Origin of the sequence: Janthinobacterium longum, from assembly GCF_051380735.1 — a bacterium.
Classification (GTDB): domain Bacteria; phylum Pseudomonadota; class Gammaproteobacteria; order Burkholderiales; family Burkholderiaceae_D; genus Janthinobacterium.
The window spans coordinates 104,848-121,639 of record NZ_JBNYXQ010000004.1 but is presented as its reverse complement, the minus strand read 5'-3'; the positions used below and the strand labels follow the sequence as shown (position 1 = coordinate 121,639).

The 16,792-nt window shown below is 64.5% G+C and carries 13 protein-coding genes; 5 read left to right on the top strand and 8 right to left on the bottom strand.

Going from position 1 to position 16,792, the window contains the following annotated elements:
* Positions 1-11 precede the first annotated feature (11 nt).
* On the top strand, positions 12-965 hold the full coding sequence (locus ACQ4WM_RS13310; protein WP_436547147.1) for a DMT family transporter: 954 nt from the start codon (positions 12-14) through the stop codon (positions 963-965).
* The gene (locus ACQ4WM_RS13305; RefSeq protein WP_436547146.1) at positions 962-1,471 is read left to right on the top strand and encodes a GNAT family N-acetyltransferase; all 510 of its coding nucleotides are present in this window, start codon (positions 962-964) and stop codon (positions 1,469-1,471) included. The genes ACQ4WM_RS13310 and ACQ4WM_RS13305 overlap by 4 nt, the downstream gene beginning before the upstream one ends.
* A 369-nt stretch (positions 1,472-1,840) precedes the next feature.
* Here the strand turns inward: ACQ4WM_RS13305 and ACQ4WM_RS13300 are convergent, their stop codons facing one another.
* The 8 genes from ACQ4WM_RS13300 to ada all read right to left on the bottom strand — a co-directional run bounded on the left by ACQ4WM_RS13300 (position 1,841) and on the right by ada (position 11,765).
* Entirely contained in the window at positions 1,841-3,298 is a 1,458-nt protein-coding gene (locus ACQ4WM_RS13300) for a glycine betaine ABC transporter substrate-binding protein (RefSeq protein WP_436547145.1), read from the bottom strand.
* A gap of 63 nt (positions 3,299-3,361) precedes the next feature.
* Positions 3,362-4,600 (bottom strand): imidazolonepropionase, encoded by a 1,239-nt coding sequence (gene hutI / locus ACQ4WM_RS13295; RefSeq protein WP_436547144.1) that lies wholly within the window; start codon positions 4,598-4,600, stop codon positions 3,362-3,364.
* Positions 4,601-4,611: 11 nt separating this feature from the next.
* Entirely contained in the window at positions 4,612-5,187 is a 576-nt protein-coding gene (locus tag ACQ4WM_RS13290; protein ID WP_436547143.1) for a HutD/Ves family protein, read from the bottom strand.
* Positions 5,187-6,545, bottom strand: coding sequence for a formimidoylglutamate deiminase (locus ACQ4WM_RS13285; protein WP_436547142.1), 1,359 nt, complete (start codon positions 6,543-6,545; stop codon positions 5,187-5,189). Before ACQ4WM_RS13285 ends, ACQ4WM_RS13290 begins: the two co-directional genes overlap by 1 nt.
* Positions 6,542-7,330 (bottom strand): N-formylglutamate deformylase, encoded by a 789-nt coding sequence (gene hutG / locus ACQ4WM_RS13280; RefSeq protein ID WP_436547141.1) that lies wholly within the window; start codon positions 7,328-7,330, stop codon positions 6,542-6,544. Before hutG ends, ACQ4WM_RS13285 begins: the two co-directional genes overlap by 4 nt.
* 18 nt (positions 7,331-7,348) lie before the next feature.
* The gene (hutH, locus tag ACQ4WM_RS13275; RefSeq protein WP_436547140.1) at positions 7,349-8,908 is read right to left on the bottom strand and encodes a histidine ammonia-lyase; all 1,560 of its coding nucleotides are present in this window, start codon (positions 8,906-8,908) and stop codon (positions 7,349-7,351) included.
* Between the two features lie 4 nt (positions 8,909-8,912).
* Entirely contained in the window at positions 8,913-10,604 is a 1,692-nt protein-coding gene (hutU, locus tag ACQ4WM_RS13270) for a urocanate hydratase (protein ID WP_436547363.1), read from the bottom strand.
* Between the two features lie 87 nt (positions 10,605-10,691).
* A complete protein-coding gene (ada, locus tag ACQ4WM_RS13265; RefSeq protein WP_436547139.1) occupies positions 10,692-11,765 on the bottom strand; it encodes a bifunctional DNA-binding transcriptional regulator/O6-methylguanine-DNA methyltransferase Ada in 1,074 nt (357 codons plus the stop codon).
* Positions 11,766-11,930: 165 nt separating this feature from the next.
* Between ada and hutC the strand changes: the two genes are divergently transcribed.
* From hutC to trxA, 3 genes are all read left to right on the top strand, one after another.
* The gene (hutC, locus tag ACQ4WM_RS13260) at positions 11,931-12,650 is read left to right on the top strand and encodes a histidine utilization transcriptional repressor HutC (RefSeq protein WP_436547138.1); all 720 of its coding nucleotides are present in this window, start codon (positions 11,931-11,933) and stop codon (positions 12,648-12,650) included.
* Between the two features lie 199 nt (positions 12,651-12,849).
* A complete protein-coding gene (locus ACQ4WM_RS13255) occupies positions 12,850-16,152 on the top strand; it encodes a PAS domain-containing hybrid sensor histidine kinase/response regulator (protein ID WP_436547137.1) in 3,303 nt (1,100 codons plus the stop codon).
* A gap of 283 nt (positions 16,153-16,435) precedes the next feature.
* The gene (gene trxA / locus ACQ4WM_RS13250; RefSeq protein ID WP_436547136.1) at positions 16,436-16,762 is read left to right on the top strand and encodes a thioredoxin TrxA; all 327 of its coding nucleotides are present in this window, start codon (positions 16,436-16,438) and stop codon (positions 16,760-16,762) included.
* The last annotated feature ends 30 nt before the right edge of the window (positions 16,763-16,792 follow it).

The following is a 16,792-nucleotide window of genomic DNA, read 5'->3' as shown; positions in this document are numbered from 1 at the left end:
ATACTGTCGCGATGCCATCTCCCCTCCTGTTTATTACCGCCTGCCTGATCTGGGGCTCCACCTTCTGGGCCATCACTTTACAGCTGGGCGACGTCGCCCCCGCCGTTTCCGTGGTCTACCGCTTCGGCCTGGCCTCAGCCACCCTGTTTGCCTGGTGCGCCATCCGTGGCGAAACCCTGCGCCTGCCCTGGCGCGCGCAAAAATGGATGATGCTGCAAGGCCTGGCCTCGTTTGCGCTCAGCTATGTCTGCACCTACAGCTCGGAGCAATACCTGGTCTCGGCACTGGTCAGCGTGCTGTTCGCGCTGATGGTGTTCTGGACCCCGCTGCTCAACCGCCTGGCCTTCGGCACGCCGATTACCGTTTCCACCTGTTTTGCGGGGGCCGTCGCCATCTGCGGCATCGTGCTGCTGTTCTACCAGTCGATCGATGCGGCATTGAAAGAGATCCTCGGTGGCGGCAATGGCCACTTTTTGCTCGGTTTCCTGCTGGCGCTGGTGGCCACCGTGGCCAGCACGGCCGGCAATGCGCTGGTGATGAAAGTGCGCGAACATTCCAGCAATGTGATGCTGACCATGGCCTGGACCATGTTGTGGGGCACCCTGATGGTGGCAGTGTGGGCACTGGCCACGGGCCAGGCGTGGACCCTGCCCGCGCGCACCAGCTACTGGCTGGGCCTGGTCTACCTGGCCTTGTTCGGCTCGGTGATCGCGTTCAGCGCCTATTTCACCCTGATCGCCCGCATCGGCACGCAAAAGACTGTGTATATCGGCGTCGTCACGCCGGTCATTTCCGTGCTGCTGTCGATCCAGTTCGAACATTACCGCCCGGCCGCCGTCGAGTGGCTGGGCATGGTTCTGTGCCTGGCCAGCGTGGCCTGGGCCCTCACCTCTGGCGCGCGCAAGACCCGCATCGCCTCCACGCTTTCCACCGCAGCTATCGCACCTACAGCAAAGGCACCATGAACAACTCGTCCACCCTGGCCATCCGTCCCGCGCACCAACACGACGTGGCCGCCATCTTCGGCATGATCCACGAACTGGCCGTATTTGAAAAACTCGAACACCTGATGATTGCCACGCCCGACATGCTGCACGACAGCCTGTTCGGCGCGCACCCTGCCTGCGAAGCGCTGGTCGGCACGCAAGACGGCGAGGTCGTCACCTTCGCCCTGTTCTTCCACAATTTTTCCACCTTCCTGTGCCGCAAGGGCCTGTACCTGGAAGACCTGTACGTCAAACAGGCCGCGCGCGGCAAAGGCTACGGCAGGCAGATGCTGGTGGCGCTGGCGCAACTGGCGCTCGAGCGCAACTGCGGCCGCTTCGAATGGTCGGTGCTGGACTGGAACGAAAGCGCCATCAACTTCTACAAAGGCATGGGCGCCGACGTGATGCCCGAATGGCGCATCTGCCGCGTGACAGGGGATGCACTGACGCAATTATCGGCAGGAACACCCAAAGCAAACCAATAGCATCTTCCTGCGACGTCACAGCGCCTGACCAAACCGTCGCGAACGGAAGGTAGAGGTAGCCGAGAAGCGCAACCGTACATTGGTACGGTGAGCATCGCAAGCTGCCTATACCGACGCGCAGCAGCTTAGGTCAGGCGCCACTCAGAAGAAAAAAATACCCTGCGGGCTAGCGGCACCGCAGGGCAGAACCCATTGTCAAGTGGGAGGGGGAGAATGCAATCAACGGAGATGAATATAAACGCCGCACTGCAGGTTCAGTTCCACGCTTACATTTTATTACCAGCTCTTACATTTCTCGGCTACTTCGTTACTATTTCCGTGACTCAATCAATGTGTCGCGCAAGCATGGCGCACTGGGTTGGCGCCATATCAAGCGCCCAGCTTGCCTTCGCGGTGGACCGCCCAGCGCTCCACCAGTTCAAAGATGCCCTGCATCAATAGCGCCAGCACGGCGGCCGGAATCGCGCCGGCCAGCAGCATGTCGTTGTCGTTCAAAGCCAGGCCGATGGTAATGCGCTCGCCATAGCCGCCGGCGCCGATAAAGGCCGCGATGGTGGCCGTGCCCACGCTCATCACGGCAGCCGTTTTCACGCCGGCCAGTATCACCGGCAAGGCCAGCGGCAAGTCCACATACAGCAGGCGGTCGCGGCGGTTCAGCCCCAGCGCCAGCGCCGCCATGCGCAGCCCTGGCGCAATCTGCAGGATACCGGTGCAGGTATTGCGCACGATGGGCAGCAGCGCGTAGACGAACAGCGCCACCAGCGCTGGCACCATGCCAATCATGCCCAGTATGGGGATCAATATCGCCAGCAACGCCAGCGAGGGCACGGTTTGCAATACCCCCACCAGCGCCAGCACGGTTTGCCGCAGCGGCGCATAAAACGCCGCCAGCACGCCCAGCGGCACGCCGATCAGGCAGGCCAGTGCCACCGACAGCAGCACCAGCGTCAGGTGCTGGCGCGTCAGGGGCCACAAATCGTCGCCGATGATTTTATCGAGCAAGCCGGCGCGCGCACCGGCGGCCAACGGCTTGCCGCCGCTGGACACCAGCCATTCGCGGGCCACCACGGCAAAGCTCCTGCCGTCGATTTCCACGGCTGCATTCATGGCGATCATGGCCTGTTCGCTGATACGCCCTTCCAGGCCTTGCAAAGCCTGCCAGGCGGCGGGAAAGCGCTTGGGCAGGTCCAGGCGATACAGCAGCATGGCGTCGTAGCGGGGAAAATATTGCTCGGTGTCGGCCAGCACGCGCAGGCCGTACTGGCGAATTTTCGCGTCGGTCGAATAGATATCGATCACGTCGACCTGTTTTTGCGCCAGCGCTTCATAGGCGATGCCGTGATCGAGTCCGCGTGGGCGCTGCGGCAAGCGATAACGTGCGGCCAGGCCGGGCCAGCCGTCGACCCGGCCGATGAATTCATGCGACAGGCCGAATTTCAATGCCGGATGCGCGGCCAGGTCCAGCAGGCTGGCAATGGTCTTGTCGTCACCGCGCATGGCCAGCGCATAGGTGTTATTGAAGCCCAGCGGCACGGCCACGCCCAAGCCCAGCGCCGCCAGTTCGCGCCGCATCTGCTCCAGGGTGATCGGCTGCGCATGTTTCAGCACTTCGCTGGCAATCGTGCCCGTGTATTCGGCATACAGGTCGATGCTGCCGGCCTGCAGCGCGGCCAGCACGATGGCCGTGTTGCCCAGGCCCTGTCGGTGTTCGGCCTTGACCTGCGGCGCGGCGCTTTGCCGCACAATCTCGCCCAGAATATAGGATTCCGTAAACCGCTTCGAGCCCACCTTCAGGGTGCCGCTGTCCATGGCATGGGCCGGCGACATGCAGCAGAAAACCAGAAAGGCCAATAAATGAATGACGCGCACGCGGCGCTCCCCGACGAATGATCAATCGGGCAAGCTTACCACCGGCATGCGCCACACGCCGCCGTGCACTACACCCGCGCAGGGGTTCAATCCGATTGCATACAACAGGTCGGCCGGACGGGCGATGCGCCACAGCGCGAAATCGGCCCGCTTGCCCACCGCCAGGCTGCCCCTGTCATGCTGCAGGCCCAGCGCGCGCGCCGCATGGATGGTGGCGCCGGCCAGCGCCTCCTGCGGCGTCAAACGCCACAAGGTGCAGGCCATGTTCATCGCCAGCAGCAAGGACGTCATCGGCGAGGTACCGGGGTTGCAGTCGGTAGCTACCGCCATCGGCACACCCGCCGCGCGCAGGGCGGCAACTGGCGGCGGCTGTGTTTCGCGCAAAAAATAGTAGGCACCGGGCAGCAGCACGGCCACCGTGCCGTGGCGCGCCATGGCGGCGACGCCGTCGTCGCTCAAAAACTCGAGGTGGTCGGCCGACAACCCGCCGAGGCTCGCCACCAGCGCCGCCCCGCCCTGGTCCGACAACTGCTCGGCGTGCAGTTTCACAGGCAGGCCCAGCGCCTGCGCTGCGGCAAATACCCGCTGCGTTTGCGCAGGTGTAAAACCGATGCGTTCGCAAAAAGCGTCGACCGCATCGGCCAGGCCAGCGCCGGCAATCGCCGGCAGCATCTGGCTGCACACCAGGTCGGTATAGTCGTCAGGACGGCCCGCGTACTCTGGCGGCAGCGCGTGCGCGCCGAGAAAACTGGTGCATACGCTGACTGGCAGTTGCTCACCGATGGCGCGCGCCACGCGCAACATTTTCGCCTCGGTTTCCAGTTCCAGCCCATAGCCGGACTTGATCTCCACGGTGGTCACGCCTTCGGCCAGCAGGGCCAGCACGCGTGGCAGGCTTTGCCGCAGCAATTCGGCCTCGCTGGCGGCGCGCGTGGCGCGCACGGTGGACGCGATGCCGCCACCGGCGCGGCTGATGTCTTCGTAGCTGGCGCCATTGAGGCGCGCTTCGAATTCATCGCTGCGGTTGCCGGCATGGACGATATGCGTATGGCAGTCGATCAGGCCTGGCGTCAGCCAGCAGCCATCTCCATCGATCAGCGCCGCACCGATGGTCATCGCGCTGGCGGGCACATCTGCGCCGGGGCCGAACCAGGCGATACGGCCATGCCGGACGGCGATGGCGGCGTCGCGCAGTTCGCCGTAACCGTGCTCCATGGTGGCCAGGTGGACATTGTGGATAAGCAGATCCCAGTCGTGCATGGTGGCGACTTTCAGGTAAACAGATCGAGGTGGAACACCGCCGTCGCATGCGGCGCATCGAGCTGCCATTGCAAGGCGTCGACGGCATCGAGCAGCAAGGCGTCATGGCGTTTCAGGGTCCATGCCTGCTGGCCAGCGCGCGCCAGCACGGGGCCGTCGCCGGCGACAAACAGCAGCGTGGTGGCGCTGCGGCGCGCCAGCCGGCATGGCGCCGCGATGGTGACCAGCTGGTGGCGGCAGCAGCTGCGGCGCGTCATCACATTGAAGTCCAGCGTGGGGCCTTCCACTGCCGCATGAACCTGCGCTTCGCCGGGAAACCACAGCATCGGCGAGGCGGCATCGAGCACCACCTGGCGCATGCCGTCCAGGGTCAGCCGCACGCTGTCGCCCTCGACCAGCACCAGGCTGCGGTCCATGCCGGGAAAACTGGAAAACGGCCCATCTGCGATGATGGTCGCCAGGCTGATGCGCCAGTCAAAGGTCTCCAGGTTTGCGCCAGGCGGGAAGATGGCGATTTGCGCCGTGCTGCCACCGCCATTTTTCCACGGCGCGGCCAGCAGGCTGGCGTAAGGGATCAAGGTCGCCATCAGAGCGCCCGCAAGCGCGCCAGGGTGCGCTTGTAGGCGGCAGCGATTGCGTCCTGCGCCACATGGCGGCCGCCACGCACCTGCCACAGGCCGCCACACATCACGTCGCGCACCAGGTTGTCGTTGCCGCAAAACAGCAAGCTGCCCAGCACATCGTGCACAGCCACGCCACACAGGTTGGGATGGTCATCGTCGAGCACCAGCAGGTCGGCGCGGCAGCCTGGCGCCAGTGCGCCCGGCTTGCGTCCGGCCGCCTGCGCCCCGCCCTGCAAGGCTGCCTGCCACAGAAAGTCGCCCACTTGGCGCTGCGCAGGCGTGGCCGCGACATTGCGCTGCTGGCGCTGCAGGCGCTGGCCATATTCGAGCCAGCGCAATTCTTCCACCGGCGACTGCGACACATGGCTGTCGCTGCCGATGCCGAAGCGCCCGCCGGCGGCAATCAATTCGGGCAGCGCAAACAGTCCATCGCCGAGGTTCGCTTCCGTCGTCGGGCACAGGCCGGCCACGGCGCCGCTGGCCGCAATTTGCCCGATTTCGTTTGCATCCACATGGGTCGCATGCACCAGGCACCAGCGCGTGTCGACGGCAATGTGCTCATACAGATATTGCACCGGGCGCAGGCTTGTGGCGGCCAGACACTGCGCCACTTCGGCCTGCTGTTCGGCGATATGGATATGCACCGGACGCTCGGGCGGCAAGGCAGAGAGCACTTCCCGGATCTGCACGATGGACGCGGCGCGCAGCGAGTGCGGCGCACAGCCCACTTCCACCTGCCCATCGCGCTGCACTTCCAGCGCCTCGACGATGCGCAGCACATCATCGGCATCGGTGCGAAAGCGCGCCTGTTGCGGCTGCAAGGCCTGCGCACCGAAACCGGCATGGCTGTACAGCACCGGCAGCATGGTGATGCCGATACCGCTGGCACGGGCCGCCGCAATCACGCGCTCGGCCGTTTCGGCAGGCCGCGCATACAGGCAGCCAGCCACATCGCGCTGCAGATAATGAAATTCGCACACAGCCGTATAACCATGGCGCAGGCATTCGGCAAACAGCTGGGCGGCGATGGCTTCGATCTGTTCCGGCGTGATGCGCCCCGCAAAGCGGTACATCAGTTCGCGCCAGGTCCAGAAGCTGTCAGGACCGTCGCCGGCCTTTTCCGTCATGCCGCCCAGGGCCCGCTGGAACGCATGCGAATGCAGGTTGACCATGCCCGGCACCACATACTCGGCCAGCTCCACGCCATCGGGAGGCGCCGCGTTATCCTGCACGGTCGTCAGCTCGCCGACGGCATCCCAGGCCAGCAGCACATCGCGGCGCCAGCCTTGCGGCAGCAGCGCGTGGCGGGCGAACAGGCTCACCGCGCCACCCACGCCACGGCCGCTTCCATCATGTTCCGTAACAGCGGCTGCACCTGTCCGGCCAGGTCGGGGCGATAGGCAAACGGCGCCGCTTCGTCCATATACAGGCACTGGCACATCTCGAGCTGGATCGCGTGCACGCGGCGCACCGGCTGGCCGTAGTGGCGCGTGATATGGCCGCCCTTGAAGCGGCCGTTCAAGGCCACCGTAAATTGCTGCCCGGCGCGTGCCAGGCCGACCACCGCGGACGTCAGGCCGGGATCGCAACTGGCGCCGTCGGCCGTGCCGAAGTTCAGGTCGGGCAGCTTGCCGTCGAAAAAGCGCGGCACGCGCGAGGCGATCGAATGGGCCTCCCAGAGCACCACCGCACCATGCACCCGCAGCAGGCGATCGAGTTCCTGTTGCAACTGGCGGTGATACGGCGCCCAGTAGCGCTCAACGCGCCGCTGCCGGGCCTGCAAGTCAGGCGCCTGGCCGGCCAGATACAGCGGCTCGCGGTGAAAGGTGTCCATCGGCAGCAGGCCGGTCGTATCCTGGCCCGGATACAGATTCGTGTCTTCCTGCGGCCGGTTCAGATCGATCACGTAGCGCGACCAGCGCGCCGACAGCACCGACGCGTCCATCTGCCGCAAGTAGCCGTGCAGTTCGTGCAGATGCCAGTCGGTGTCCATCTTCACCAGCGCCTGCGGCGTCATGCGGATGGCGATATCGTCGGGGATATCGACGCCCACGTGCGGCATCGAGACCAGCAGCGGGATGCTGCCGGCGTGGAATTGATAATCCATGATGTCTCCTGGCGCCTTTCACTCGTACAGCGGCGCGAACAGCTGCTTGCAGGTCAGGCTCAAATCACCGGCCAGCACCATCTGCCGGGCCGCTTCGATATCGGGTGCGAAATAACGGTCGGCGTCGAAGAACGGCACCTTCTGGCGCAGCTGATGGTGCACGTGTTCCAGCTGCGGCGAAGTTTTCAGGGGCCGGTGGAAATCGATGCCTTGCGCAGCCGCCAGCAGTTCAATGCCGACGATGACGGTCGTGTTGTGCGCCATGTCGTCCAGGCGCCGCCCGGCATAGGTGGCCATGCTGACATGGTCCTCCTGGTTGGCGGAGGTAGGCAGGCTGTCGACGCTGGCCGGGTGCGCCAGCGACTTGTTTTCCGACGCCAGCGCGGCGGCGGTCACATGCGCGATCATGAAGCCCGAATTGATGCCCGGCTCGCGCACCAGGAATGGCGGCAGGCCAGACAAAGTCGCGTCAATCAGCAGCGCGATGCGGCGCTCGGCCAGTGCGCCGATTTCGGCGATCGCCAGCGCCAGCGTATCGGCCGCAAAGGCCACCGGCTCGGCATGGAAATTGCCGCCCGAGACGATTTCGGCCAGGGTGCCCGGGCCATCCTGGAAGATCAGCGGATTGTCGGTGACGGCATTGGCCTCGATCAGCAGGGTGCGGCGCGCGTTGACGATCAGGTCCAGGCAGGCGCCCATCACCTGTGGCTGGCAGCGCAGGCTGTACGGGTCCTGTACGCGCTCGTCGCCTTCCAGGTGCGAGGCGCGGATGGTGCTGTATGCCACCAGTTGGCGGTACATCTGCGCCGCCAGTATTTGCCCCGGCTGGCCGCGCACGGCATGCACGCGCGCGTCGAACGGCGCGTCGCTGCCCTTGGCCGCATCGAGCGACAGCGCGCCGGTGACCATCGCCGCTTCCAGCAGGCGCTCGGCCATGAACAGGCCATGCAGCGCCAGCGCGGTCGATACTTGCGTACCGTTGATCAGCGCCAGGCCCTCTTTCGCCGCCAGCACCACCGGCGCGATGCCGGCCTGCGCCAGCGCGTCTGGCGCAGGCATCAACACGCCATGCATGCGCACATCGCCCACGCCGAGCATGGCCAGCGTCATGTGCGACAGCGGCGCCAGGTCGCCCGAAGCGCCCACCGAACCCTTGGCGGGAATCGCCGGCATGATGCCCGCGTTGTACAGCGCGATCAGGGTGTCGACAATCAAAGGGCGCACGCCGGAATAGCCGCGCGCCAGGCTGCCGATCTTCATCAGCATGGTCAAGCGCACCACTGCATCGGACAATAATTCGCCGGTGCCGACCGAATGCGACAGAATCAGGTTGCGCTGCAATTGCTCGAGTTTTTCATCGGGGATGCGGGTCTTGGCCAGCAGGCCGAAGCCGGTATTGATGCCATACGCCGCATCGCCCCTGGCGACTATCGCCCGCACGGCCGCAGCCGACGCTTCGATCACTGGATACGCATCAAGAGCAAGCTTCAAGGTGGCCGGTCCCGCCCACACGGAGCGCAAATCGGCCAGCGTCATCGCGCCCGGGGTCAAGGTCCAGCTTTTCAGAAGTTGTGTCATGTTTTCAGTCCATCATGGGCAGGTTCAGGCCATTGCGCCTGGCGCAGGCGGCCGCCGTTTCATAGCCGGCATCGGCATGGCGCATCACGCCGGAACCGCTGTCGTTGACCAGCACGCGCGCCAGGCGTTTTGCAGCGGCCTGTGTGCCATCGGCCACGATCACCATGCCGGCATGCTGAGAATACCCCATGCCGACCCCGCCGCCATGGTGCAGCGAGACCCAGGTGGCGCCACCGGCCGTATTGAGCAGGGCGTTCAGCAATGGCCAGTCGGACACCGCATCGGTACCGTCCTTCATGCTTTCGGTTTCGCGGTTCGGGCTGGCCACCGAGCCCGTATCGAGATGGTCGCGGCCGATCACGATGGGCGCCTTCAGTTCGCCCGTGCGCACCATCTCGTTGAAAGCCAGGCCGGCGAGATGGCGCTCGCCCAGGCCCAGCCAGCAGATGCGCGCCGGCAGGCCCTGGAAGGCGATGCGCTCGCGCGCCATGTCCAGCCAGTGGTGCACCTGCGCGTGCTGCGGGAACAGCTCCTTGATCTTGGCGTCGGTTTTATAGATGTCTTCCGGGTCGCCCGACAGCGCCACCCAGCGAAACGGCCCGCGCCCTTCGCAAAACTGCGGGCGGATATACGCCGGCACGAAGCCGGGGAAATCGAAAGCATTCCGCACGCCCTGGTCGAACGCCACCTGGCGGATATTGTTGCCATAGTCGACCGTGTGCACGCCCATGGCGTGAAAGTCCAGCATCGCCTGCACGTGTGCGGCGCACGAATCGGCGGCCGCCAGCGCCAGGCGCGCATGGCGCTGCGGGTCCTGCTGCGCCGCCTTCCAGTCCGACACGCTCCAGCCGCGCGGCAGATAGCCGTTGACCAGGTCATGCGCCGAGGTTTGATCCGTCACCAGGTCAGGCAGCGGGCCGCCCGCTTTGGCGCGTTTTACCAGTTCCGGCAGCAGTTCGGCCGCATTGCCCAACAGGCCAATCGAGATCGCTTCCTTGCGTCCGGTGTGATACTGAACCAGCGCCAGCGCGTCGTCCAGGCTGGCCGCCTGCTTGTCCAGGTAGCGGGTGCGCAGGCGGAAATCGATGCTGCTTTGCTGGCATTCGATGGTCAAGGACACGGCGCCGGCCATGGTGGCGGCCAGCGGCTGCGCGCCGCCCATGCCGCCCAGGCCCGCCGTCAGGATCCAGCGCCCGGCCCAGTCGCCGCCGAAATGCTGGCGGCCCGCCTCGGCAAAGGTTTCATACGTGCCCTGCACGATGCCCTGCGTGCCGATATAAATCCAGCTGCCGGCCGTCATCTGGCCGTACATGAACAGGCCCTGCCGATCAAGTTCGTTGAAGTGTTCCCAGTTGGCCCATTTAGGCACCAGGTTGGAATTGGCGATCAGCACGCGCGGCGCATCCGGGTGCGTGCGAAATACGCCGACCGGTTTGCCGGACTGTATCAGCAAGGTCTGGTCTTCCTCCAGTTCACGCAAAGCCACCAGGATCTGGTCGAAACAGGCCCAGTTGCGCGCGGCGCGGCCGATGCCGCCATACACCACCAGATGCTGCGGATTTTCTGCCACCTCGGCATCGAGATTGTTCTGCACCATGCGGTAGGCCGCTTCGATCTGCCAGTTCTTGCAGGTCAATTGCGTGCCGCGCGGGGCACGGATGATGCGGCTGGCATCGAAGCGCGGATCGCTGTCCATCTGGTTCATGCTGTCTCCTCTCAGGGGAAAAGCGGGCATGCATGGCCCGCCTTGATGTGACAAGCATAGGTTGTCTATACAAGCAAGTCAACCGGTTTTAGCCGCTGCATCGCCAGCCTCGCGCTCAAGCAGCAGCTGCTTGCGCTCCACGCCCCAGCGGTAGCCGGACAGGGCGCCATCGTTGCGCACCACGCGGTGGCAGGGAATCGCGATCGCCAGCGCGTTGGCGGCACAGGCGCCGGCCACGGCGCGCGCGCCGGTGGGCACGCCGATGCGCCGCGCCAGTTCCGCGTAGCTGACGGTGCTGCCGGCCGGTATCTCGCGCAGCGCCTGCCAGACACGCTGCTGGAAGGCCGTGCCGCGCACGTCGAGCGGCAGGTCCAGACCCAGCGACGGTGCTTCGACCAGGCCGATGACCTTGGCCACCGTCTGTTCATAGTCGGCCTCGGCGCCGCGCAGGTCGGCTTGCGGAAAGCGGTCCTGCAAGTCGCGCAGCAATATTTCAGCGTCGTCACCCAGCAGTATCGCGCACACGCCCTTGTCGGTACTGGCGACCAATAACGCACCGAGCGAACAGGCGGCGATCGCGAAACGGATCAAGGCGCCGCTGCCGCCGGCGCGAAAGGCGCCCGGCGTCATGCCCAGCAGAGCAGGCGTGGCGGCATAGAAACGGCCGCTGGAATTGAAGCCGGCCGCATACAGGGTATCGGTGACGGTGCCTGGGCGGGCCAGGCCGGCCTTGACCCGCTCGCCACGGCGCGCCGCCGCGTAGGCTTTCGGCGTAATACCCGTATGCGCCTTGAAAACGCGGTGAAAATGAAAGCGGCTCATGCCGGCCGCTTTGGCCAGGGTATCAAGGTCGGGCATGGTGTCGCTGGCCTCGATCAGGCGGCAACTTTGCGCGACGATGGCCCCCTGGCGCTCGGCCAGCGGTGGCTGGCCCGGCTTGCAGCGCAGGCAGGCGCGAAAACCGGCTGCTTCTGCTTCGGCACAACTGGCGTGGAAGGCCACGTTGGCGCGCAGGGCCGGGCGCGCCGCGCACGACGGACGGCAATACACGCCGGTGCTGCGCACCGAATAATAGAAGACGCCGTCCGCGCTGGTATCGCGCTGGCGCACCGCGTCCCAGCGGGCTTCATCGTTTGTATACAGTTGCTCCATGGCGCACTCCCGTTTTGTTCATCACTGGCCACCATCGTGACACGCGGCGACACGCGCCGCACTCCGGGTCTTGCTTTTGAATTCAACAGCCGGTAGCGGTGCTAAAATCGCCCAGCGCGCCGCCATGGGGCCGCGCCGCCAGCCTTGCGCTTCGGAGAGATTGCATTGGACGACCAGATTACACAAGAAAATACGCCCATTTTCCAGCGCATCAAGGATTTTCTGCTGGCCGGCATCGCTGCCGGACGCTGGAAGGAAGGCGACGTGATCCCGTCCGAGCAGGCACTGGTCAAGCAGTTTGGTGTCTCGCGCATGACAGTCAACCGCGCTGTGCGCGAACTGACCAGCGAGCAGGTGCTGACGCGTCGCCAGGGAGCCGGCACCTATGTGGCGCAGCAGAAGTACCAGGCAACGCTGCTGGAAATCAAGAACATCGCCGATGAAGTGCGTGCGCGCGGCCACTTGCACCGCAGTACCCTGCAAGTGCTGGAACACGTCAGGCCGTCCGAACTGATGGCGCGGCAGTTCGGCCTGCCGTCCGAGCAAAAGCTGTTCCATTCGCTGATCGTGCACTTTGAAAACGGCGTGCCGATCCAGGTGGAAGACCGCTGGGTCAATCCCGCCTGCGCACCGGACTACATGATGCAGGATTTTGCCACCATCACGCCGAATGAGTACCTGATGGCGGCCGCGCCGCTGCAAGGCGCCACCTACAGCATTGAAGCCCTGGCGGCGCCGCGCAATATCGCCGAGATGCTGGCGATCGACATGAAACAGGCTTGCCTGGTGCTGCGCCGCCAGACGCGATCGAACGGCAAGATAGCCTCGATTGCCACCATGTGGCATCCTGGCCACCGCTACCAGTTTGCCGGCTCGTTCAGTTAATTTGCGGCAAGCATCATGGTGCCATCTGAAGTGAGACAGGCTGTGTAAATATTCAATGCTATAGTTGCCGCCAGAACAATCACGCAGCAGAAAGGGGATGCATTTGTCGCATCGCAGCCTCACCATATCCAGTGCACGATGCCAGCGGCGGCGTGCGCTGGATCCGTTCGCCCGGATCTTGCTTGCCTGCCGCTGGCCGATGCTGGCATGGGCCGCGCCAGCGGTGGCCGCCAGCGATGCGGGTGCCGGTGCGGGTCCTTGGCCCTGGCTGGCGGCCAGCGCCACACTGCTGGCCGGCTTGGCCGCCGGGCAAGCATGGCGGCTGCGCCGGCAACTGCGCGGCGCGCCGGCGGCACAGGCGCTGCAAGGCGCCGTGCTGGCCGGCTGGTGCTGGCAACGCACCGGTGATCGTTTGAGCATGTCCGGCCTGTACCGCAGCATGTTGGGCGACAAGAATGCCAGGCTGGAGCATACCCTGGCCGGGTGGCTGGCCGAAGTGCACCGCGACGACCGCGCCCGCCTGGACAGTGCTGTACGCCAGCATTTCGATGGCCAGGCGCCGACACCCATCAGCTGTGAATTTCGCCTGCGCCATGGCGACGGCCAATGGCGCTGGTTGCTGCTGCGTGGCGCAGTGCTGATGCGCGGTTCCGATGGCGCAGCGGTACAGGCCAGCGGCATCCTGTGCGACATCGCCGAACGCAAGGCCGACGAACAAGCGCGCATGCGCTGCATGCTTGAAGCGGCGCCCGAAGCGATGCTGATCGCCGACATCGAGGGCCGCGTGCATTTCGCCAACCGTATCGGTGCGCGCTGCTTCGGCTACCCACTGGGCGACATCATCGGCATCTCGCTTGAACAACTGGTGCCGGACAGCACCCAAGGCCAGACGGCCGGCGAGCCGCAATCACGCCACAGCCTGCCTGGCAAGGTGATGATGGCACGCCGCCGCGACGGCTCGCATTTCCCGGCCAAGGTCAGCCTGTCGCCGCTGCATATGGCCGGCCAGGTGTATTCCATCGTTTCGCTGCGCGACATGACGCAGCGCCAGCGCGCAGAGGAAGCCCTGCACGCCAGCTCCGAGCGCTACCGCCTGATCGTGCAGACGGCAGCCGAAGGCATCTGGATGACCAATAGCGCCGGCCAGACCACTTTCGTCAATCCGAAGATGGCGCACATGCTGGGCTATACGGTGGAGGAGATGCTGGGCCGCCCCATGCCCGACTTCATGGACCGCGACAGTCAGCTGCTGCTGCAGCGCCGCCTTGACAGCGTGGGCAACGCTGGCGATCATCCCAGCCAGCCGGACCAGGTCGATTTCCGCTTCTTTCGCAAGGATCTGTCCAGCATGTGGGGCTTGCTGTCGAGCAGCACCATCCAGTCGGACAACGGCGAGCACGGCGGCACGCTGGCGATGATCACCGACATTACCGAGCGGCGCCAGGCGTCGATCGCGCTGTCCAATTCCAGCCAGCGCATGGCATCGGTATTCGGCGCCGTCACCAATGGCCTGGTAGTGCAGAACAGCGAGGGCCAGATTCTGGAAAGCAACGCAGCAGCCGAGCGCATGCTGGCCGCCAGCCGCGCCGGCAGCAGCCTGTGGCAAGCCATCCGCGAAGACGGTTCCACTTTCGAGCAGCACAGCCATCCGGTGCACATCACCCTGTCGACCGGCCAGGCCATGCGCGACGTGGTGATGGGAGTGCAGCAGCTGGACGGCAACCTGTGCTGGCTATCGGTGAACACCGAAGCCATCCGCGACGAATACGGCAAGGTGGGCATGGTGGTGGCCAGCCTGACCGACATCACTTATCACAAGCGCAGCGAAAACACCCTGCGCGAACTGAACGAGCACCTGGAAGAGCGCGTGGCGCAGCGTACCGGGCAACTCGACCAGGCCAAGCAGGTGGCCGAAGAGGCCAGCCTGGCCAAGGGCCAGTTCCTGGCCAACATGAGCCATGAAATCCGCACGCCGATGAATGGTGTGATCGGCATGGCCTACCTGGCCCTGAAAACCGACCTGGAGCCGCGCCAGCGCGATTACCTGGAAAAAATCCGTTTTGCCGGCGAACACCTGCTGGGCATCATTGACGACATCCTCGACATTTCCAAGATCGAGGCCGGCAAGCTGAAGATCGAACATGTCAACTTCAGCTTCGATCATGTGATCCGGACCCTCAACACGGTGGTGGCGCCGCGCGCGGCCAGCAAGAACCTCGAACTGCTGTTCGAGATCGACCCGCAACTGCCGCCGATCCTGGTGGGCGATCCCTTGCGCCTGGGCCAGGTGCTGATCAACTATGCCAATAACGCCGTCAAGTTCAGTGAACAGGGCAGCATCACCGTGGTCGTCAAGAAAGTGGTCGGCGATGACAAGCATTGCCTGGTGCGCTTTGAAGTATGCGACCACGGCATCGGCCTGTCGCAGGATGAAATGAGCAACTTGTTTCAGTCATTCCAGCAAGCCGATACGTCCACCACGCGCGAATATGGCGGCACCGGCCTGGGCCTGGCCATCAGCAAGCAGCTGGCCCAGCTGATGGGCGGCGAGGTCGGCGTCGACAGCAGCCCCGGCCTGGGCAGCACCTTCTGGTTCACGGCCCGCCTGGGCATTTCCAGCCATGCTGCGCCCGCCCTGCTCGACAGCATGCTGCAAACAGCGCAAGCCATGCGTGCCAGCGCCGATGCGGCCGCAGTGATGGGCGCACTCAGGCAGGCCCGCATCCTGTTGGTGGAAGACAACACCTTCAACCAGCAGGTGGCGCTGGAGTTGCTGGAAGAAGCGGGTGCCTCGGTGTGCCTGGCCAACAACGGCGTCGAGGCGCTGGACTTGCTGCGCCAGACACAGTTCGACTGCGTGCTGATGGATGTGCAGATGCCCTTGATGGATGGCCTGCAGGCGACGCGGCTGATCCGTGCCGATTCAGGGCTGGCCCACCTGCGCGTGCTAGCCATGACGGCCACCGCCACCAGCGAAGACAGGGTGCGCTGCCTGGAGGCCGGCATGGACGATTTCATTTCCAAGCCGATCCAGCCTGCCATGATGATCCAGACCATCGCCGGCTGGCTGCCGGTGCGCGACACGCCGCCGCCCGTGCGTGCGCGCAGCGCGCCGGCATTCAAGACCACCCTGGCCGGCGATCCGCAGGTCATCGATTTGTCGATCCTGGCCAAGCTGCTCGGCTACGACCCGCAAAAAGTGCGCAAGTTCGCCTTCAAGTTCCTGCAAACCACGCAGGACGGCTTTGCCGACATCGATGCGGCGCTGGGCCGCGGCGACGTGGCGCAGGTGCGCGAACTGGGCCACCGCATCAAATCGTCGGCGCGCACGGTAGGCGCGCTGGGTATGTCCGAGCTGTGCCACCGGCTGGAAAACTTGCCAATTAGCAATCCAGCCGGGGAAGCCGAACAGGCCCGCCATATCGTCAGGCAGCTGTGGCCACTGCTGGAACAGATTACCGAACAGATCATGAACAACACCAGCTTTGCCAACGATGATTAATCACCGCCAGCATGGCGCCTGCACGGAAAGACACTGCGCAGCCGCGCAATGCCCGGCTAAAAGTACAGGCACACCAAGTTTTTCTGCAATAATCGCCACGCTTTGAAAAAATGGGTTATTATTTCAGCCATCCCCGCCTGCATACCCCTGGTCGCACCTTCCAAGAACATTGAATTTGTGCCCATCGCCCCCACCTGCCAGATGTACTTCAGGAAGCGTGGATGGCGAACCAGCGTATGGTTAATTCCAGGCATTATTGATCCCACCCTCATTTGAGGAAAATATGAGCGAAAATATCAAACACATTAGCGATGCTTCTTTTGAAGCAGACGTCCTGAAATCCGAATTGCCGGTCCTGGTTGATTTCTGGGCAGAGTGGTGCGGTCCATGCAAGGCCATCGCGCCTATCCTGGAAGAAGTGGCCAAGGAATATGCCGGCCGCATCCAGATCGCCAAGATGGACGTCGATTCGAACCAGGCAGTACCTGCCAAGTTCGGCATCCGCGGCATCCCGACCCTGATCCTGTTCAAGAACGGTGAAGCTGCGGCGCAAAAAGTTGGCGCCCTGGCCAAAGGCCAGCTGACCGCTTTCGTCGACAGCAATATTTAATGTATGATGGGCAGCGCTGCGCCCGCAGCG